5 protein-coding genes are annotated in these 5,723 nt (G+C 58.9%); all 5 read right to left on the bottom strand.

The genetic code is table 11. From position 1 onward, the window contains the following. On the bottom strand, nucleotides 1-548 hold a 548-nt coding region (locus ACXRVZ_RS27290; RefSeq protein WP_458233097.1), incomplete at its 3' end, for a hypothetical protein. 18 nt (nucleotides 549-566) lie between these two features. Beyond that, a complete protein-coding gene (locus ACXRVZ_RS27285; RefSeq protein ID WP_458233096.1) occupies nucleotides 567-1,574 on the bottom strand; it encodes a hypothetical protein in 1,008 nt (335 codons plus the stop codon). Nucleotides 1,575-1,689: 115 nt separating this feature from the next. Continuing rightward, nucleotides 1,690-2,151 carry an N-acetyltransferase family protein gene (locus ACXRVZ_RS27280; protein WP_458233095.1) on the bottom strand — a complete coding sequence of 154 codons (462 nt, stop codon included), beginning with the start codon at nucleotides 2,149-2,151 and terminating at the stop codon, nucleotides 1,690-1,692. Between the two features lie 4 nt (nucleotides 2,152-2,155). Then, nucleotides 2,156-2,698 carry a hypothetical protein gene (locus ACXRVZ_RS27275; protein WP_458233094.1) on the bottom strand — a complete coding sequence of 181 codons (543 nt, stop codon included), beginning with the start codon at nucleotides 2,696-2,698 and terminating at the stop codon, nucleotides 2,156-2,158. 76 nt (nucleotides 2,699-2,774) lie between these two features. Beyond that, nucleotides 2,775-4,928, bottom strand: coding sequence for a peptidase domain-containing ABC transporter (locus tag ACXRVZ_RS27270; RefSeq protein ID WP_458233093.1), 2,154 nt, complete (start codon nucleotides 4,926-4,928; stop codon nucleotides 2,775-2,777). Nucleotides 4,929-5,723: the final 795 nt, after the last annotated feature.

Here is a 5,723-nt window from a genome sequence, read left to right as displayed (position 1 = left end):
ACTTTGTCCTTAAATGCTTCAAAATCCGGTTTGCTGGCCAATGTTTGAATGCCCGGACCATCGATATTGAACCCGGGAAGCCCAAAGAGCTTCGCGACCATCTCCGCTAAAGCGCCGCCCAACGAGTGACCCGTTACGGAGACGCGCGCCCTGATGTCGTCGATGGTGACGCCCTGCCCACCCGGTCCACTTAATTCGGCCTTGATTGTCAGGAAAGCCTTATAGGCGAAGGACACAGCATCGCTCATCTGCGCATCCCAATTCGCCGTGAATCCTTCTAGGCGCTCTTCCAGTGTCTGTTTCGCCAACTCGATATCAGCAGGAAAGACGTCTGGAAACTGAACCGTACCTGCGTACGCAATGACGTATTTACCGGTCGTAGGGTCCTTGTACAAGGCACCGTCAAACCCTGAGTTCGGGGTTGCATTAAATCCCAGCACCGCGACGGGGATGGAGTTTCCTACCGGCAGCGGTGTCTTGTTTTCACTGGAAAGGCCATAGGCCGCCTGCGCCCAAGGCAGGTACGGCATCATCTTGGAGTAGTCCATGCTGGAAGTCAGTTTGAGTTAGCGGTTCGATGTTGAAGGAGTGGCGTTGGCCTGCCCAGCCGGGGCGCTCATGTTTGTCCCGCGCGCCTTGTCGTTTGCAATGACAGCAGCCCGAATGCGTTCGGGTATCGTGATCAAAAGAGCGAAGTCGACGACTCGGCGATCTGAATAGCGGCGTTTGTCGGTCGGCTTCCCGGCTCCGATTACTAAGGCGGACTTTTCTGCCTGCTGCCATCCGGGCGCGAAAGAAAACCCTGCGATTGTCTGAAGCGATAGATAGTCAAGTTGCTCGAACGCGTCTTCGTAGTAGAGATTCGGATAAGCCGAGCCAAGCGACCAGGTCACCTTGTTGCCACTGGTCTCAAGCAGCCCAAAGTCTGAGAAGGGGCTTAGTGCGCCAGTCCGCGGTTTGGCGTTGACCGACTGAAGCATGTGCTGCCACTCCTTGTCCGTCACGCTGATGAGCATGCGGGCCGGAAGCTTTGCCGGATTGAAGTACGGAACCTCTCGTATCTTCGGAATAGAACCGGTTCGGTAATAGATTTCGAACTGATGAAACCGCGCGCGTGCACAGATGTCTGGGCTGTCCTTGAGCCCACAAACTTCCTCGTCCGCGTCTTCGACCATGCGATAGGCAACTGCCTCAGCGCCTTTCAGGTCGGTGCTGACGAACTCTTTCGGCATGCAGTACTTCGCAGCAAAATCCGGTGTTACGGCCCAGACGAACCTGTCCTTGGTAAAGCGCGCCTTGCCGGGACGCGGTCCGCTGTAATAACCGTGCGAGCAGTTCTGGTAGCGCGCTTTAACCTCGGCCTCGGTCAATCTGGGCACGGTCGCCGCAGAAACGGCCTGCGAGCTCGGCTGGGCTCCGGGGGTAGGCGATGAAGCGGGTGCGGCAACATCCTGTTGTGCTTTGGAGCAACCTGCGAGGAGCAAGAGGCCAGCCACTAAAGTTGGCGCATATCTGCGCAGGCACAGGCGCATACGATTCTTTTTTTCGCAGCAAGTCGCCATCTCGTACTCCATCAGAGTCAGTCCAACCATAGGTACCCCCGTTCCGCCTGCCGCACCATCAACTCATATGGGGCTTGATGTTGACACGCTGAGAAATTCCACATGGGAAGGCTCGCAGCAAAGAGAATCACCGGGACGACTTCACAAAGTTCTCACCGATCTTTTGGTATCCCATTCGCACCGCGAAGCGAGAGAGTCGGGCCAGATCGACCCCACTGTTGATTCCGAGCCCGATCTCTGCAACCTTGCGATTGGCTGCCCACTGCTCGAAGGCCTTGAGCAACCGCACGCCGTGCCCGCCGCTGCGCGCCTCAGGCAACACGTCGTAGTGCATGACGCTTGCAGTCAACTGGTCACTGAAGATGTGTTGTTCAAGTACGCCAATCAGCGCACCAACAACCGCGCTCGCAGAGTTCTGTGCCACAAGGAACACGTACTTCTGCTGCCCTTTCGTGAGAAGGTCCGTGAAAGCCGACGCGACCTTCTGCTCGTCGTAGTCGAAGCTGCGAAATCGAGTCAACGCATGCATGCGTCTGCCGCCTTCAACCAGCGCGGGAACGTCATTCAATGTTGCGAATCGGATGGTCATAGGTTCACTGCGCTCTCTTCAATCCAGATAAGGACTTCAACGCCTCGGCTTGCGAGCGTTGCACGAGCCGGCACCTGTAGTCCGGCGACATGTATCCGCTTGCCGACCGCAGACTCGACATTTCCACGACAGCTTCAACGAACACGCTCTCGCCGGGGGTGATTGCGATGGTCTGTGGTGACACGCAAGCTGGACCACTGACTGTTGCACGTGTCGCTTGGGGGTCTGTCTCAGCCCGCACGAACGAGTTCACCGCCAGTGTGCCGACGCTCTGGCCATTCAGCGATACCGGATAGCCGATCGCCGCCCCGCCTAGTGCGAAGTCCCGATAAACATAAATCGCGGCGCGATCCGCCGCTGGTGCTTCCAGTGCAACGAACGCTGGCCCTGAAGCGCAGGCAGCGAGGAACACGGCGCTCAGGATGCCCGAGCCGCGCGTCACCCATCGCCGTACGAATGTCCGTGCTTCAGCGATCACGACAACACCCCATCCAAAATGGTCGTACACGTCGCCTTGAGCGCAAAACTGCCCAGCACGAAGGAACATACCCGGTTGCACACTAGTAGCCGCTCGCTCAAGCGCAGCGCGTGTTTTCTTTCAAACGGAGAAGAGTCCATCACTCCTAACCCTCTTGCGCCGGCTGGACTTGCCCGACAGTYGCAAATTTCTGGATCCCACTTGTCTTCGTCAGGTGCACGACGCTGTCGATCTTGAGCGCCTTCGGCAGTGCATGGGTGATGAACAACATCGTCACCTTGCCCTTCAACCCATTCACCGTCTTGGCGAAGTTTTCTGCCGTCTCCGCATCCAACGCTGAGGTCGCCTCGTCAAAGATCAGCACCTTGGGACCCTTGAGCAGCGCCCGCGCGATGGCCAACCGCTGCTTCTGTCCGCCGGACAGGCCGACGCCGCGCTCGCCGAGCTCCGTCTCATACCCCTGAGGCAACGACTCGATCACAGAGTGGATACCAGCCATGCGACAAGCCTGCGCCACTTGGTCGAAGCTGGCCCCGGGGTTGGCTGCAGTCAGGTTGGCATACACGGTGCCGCTGAAAAGCATCGTCTCCTGGGGCACGACGCCAAAGTAGTTCCGCAGCTCATTGGCCGACATGTGGCGGAGGTCGACGCCGTCGATCTTGATGCTGCCCGCAGTGGGCTGGTAGAAGCCCAGCAACAGCTTGGCCAGCGTACTCTTCCCAGTCCCCGACGCACCCATGATGGCAACCACCCGACCAGGTTCAATCTCCAATTGCAGGTCTTGATAGAGCAAGGGGCGATCTTCGGCATAACGGAACGCCAAGCCCTCAATTTCGATCCGGCCTCGACCGTCCGTCTGCCGTCTCGGCGTGAGGCTGTACGGCTCGCTGGCCGCGTTCATGACGTCGCCCAGTCTYTGGACCGACAGGCTCGCCTGCTGGAATTGGCTCCAGAGCCCAACGATGCGCAGGACGGGCTGGCTGAGCTTGCCCGCAAACATCTGGAACGCGACGAGCATGCCGATCGTGAACGTCGGCTCGGTCATGACCGTGTAGGCGCCGACCATGAGGATCAGCAGCGTCTGCAACTGGTCCATGCTGTTGGCGAACACGTTGTAGGTGTTGCCGATCTGCTTGGTTCGAAAGCCCGCCTGCAGGTAGTTCGCCAGATAGCCGGCGTAACGCTTGTTTAGCTGCGGTTCCATTTGCAAGCTCTTGACGGTCTCAAAGCCGGCGATGTGCTCGGTCACGAAGGCCTGGTTCCTGGCCGCCATCAGGAATTGGTCATTCAATTGCCGCTGGAAGACCGGGGCGATCAGCACACTAACGATGGCGATGACTGCGAGTACGCCAAGCACTATGGCAGTCAGCGGCACGCTGTACCAGAACATCACACCCAGGCAGATCAGCAGGAACGGCAGGTCGAGGACCAGCGAAACGGCTGCACCGGAGACGAACTCCCGGATGTTCTCCACGCCGTGGAGCCGCGCTGCGACGACTCCTGTGGGGCGATGCTCGAAATAGCGTAGCGGCAGCTTCAGCAGGTGCTCCCACACGGCCGCGCCAAGAACTGCATCGACACGGTTGCCGGTGTGTAGCACGAGGTACTGGCGCACCCAGGTCAGCACACTGGAGAACACGGTGAAGATTGCCATCGCGATGGCGATGGCAATGAGCGTGCTCTGCGTCCGGTGAACTACCACCTTGTCGATGATGGCCTGCGTGAAAAGCGGTGTCGCCAGCGCAATGAGCTGCAACGCGAGCGAAGCCAACAGCACATCGCGCCAGACCTTGCCGTGTTTAAGCAGTTCAGGGACAAACCACCCGAATCCGAACTTCCGAGCCGAGGCCGGCGTATCGGGATCAAGCGCTGCCTCGGCCTTCGGGCTCATCAACCAGGCGTCACCACCAAGACGTTCAGCAAATTCGGCAAGAGTGACGCTCTTGGGTTGATTGCTGCCGGCCTCGAAAAGCACAACACGCCCTTCGTCGGCTGCGGTGACGATTCCGAGGCAAGGGGCTTCAGTGCCACTCGTTTGGGCAGTTGCGTCATCCCCGGGGATGCTCAGCGAAATCACGAGCGGAAACACCATGCTCGCCAGGCGCTCGGCGCTCAGGCGAACATGCTTGACTTTCAGGCCGATGGCTCGCGAAGCCGCAACGAGCGTCGTAGCGGAACACGGAGCGGGGAAGCTCCTGGCGACCAACTCGGCGGCAAAAGGCACCCTGTGAAGGGAACACACTGATCCCAGGGCCCAGAGTAGCTGGTCCTGCGGGATCGCTTTAGCGATCTCTTTCATCCTCTCCCTAACCCAGCAAATGTTGCTGAGCCCCTCACATAGCGACACGAAATTTAACCCGCGCCAGTCTATGTGGCTACCTCCAACTCGGGGAAGGGAGTCCACCACCTTCGCATGTGGATTGGTGCCGGTTTACTGCCCTCAAATGCAAGCACCGCTGTAACAGGGCGATGCCTTCCCAGCACGGTGTCCGAAAGCCCTGCTCGCGCCAATAGAGCCATCGCAATACGCGAAGTGCGACTTGACCGTAGCGCTTCTCCGTCTAACACCTCGGTCGCGGCCAATGTCGGAGCAAGATGTAAGCAGCGGCGTGCCTTGAAGCAGAAGGTCGCTTACCGCAGGCGCGCGCTCCACTGAACGTCAGGTCCAGGATGTGCGGCGGTCGCTCAGCACGAGAACTTTCAACGGCAGGTGTCGCTAGTAGCGGTCATTTGTCTGCCAAATCAGGGTGACAGCACCCAGCCTGTTGCTGTTGTCAGGCGGATTTCCGCTTTGGGCACCTTGCTGCCTCACGACTGGCGAATCCGAGCGGCAGCAGTCAGCCTGTTGCTGTAGTCCGGTGAACTTCGGCTTCTATGGGGACTTGTTAGTCAAGCGCCTTGTGGCGGTGCTCGTTCATGGATCCGCACAGTCATCCCCTTGAAGTTAACTTGGCGGCGGCGCTCAGCGGATCCAAGGCAGGGGCATGACGAGCGTCCGAGCCAGTGTCCGGACCAGCTTCTATCCGTGTCGAACATGGATGTTCGGCACCAAATGCAACATACGCGCAAATTGCGCTGGCAAACCCCAGTTATC

It is taken from the genome of Roseateles sp. P5_E8, assembly GCF_054177665.1.
Note: the sequence above shows the minus strand (reverse complement) of the source record. Positions and strands in the feature narration are given on the sequence as shown.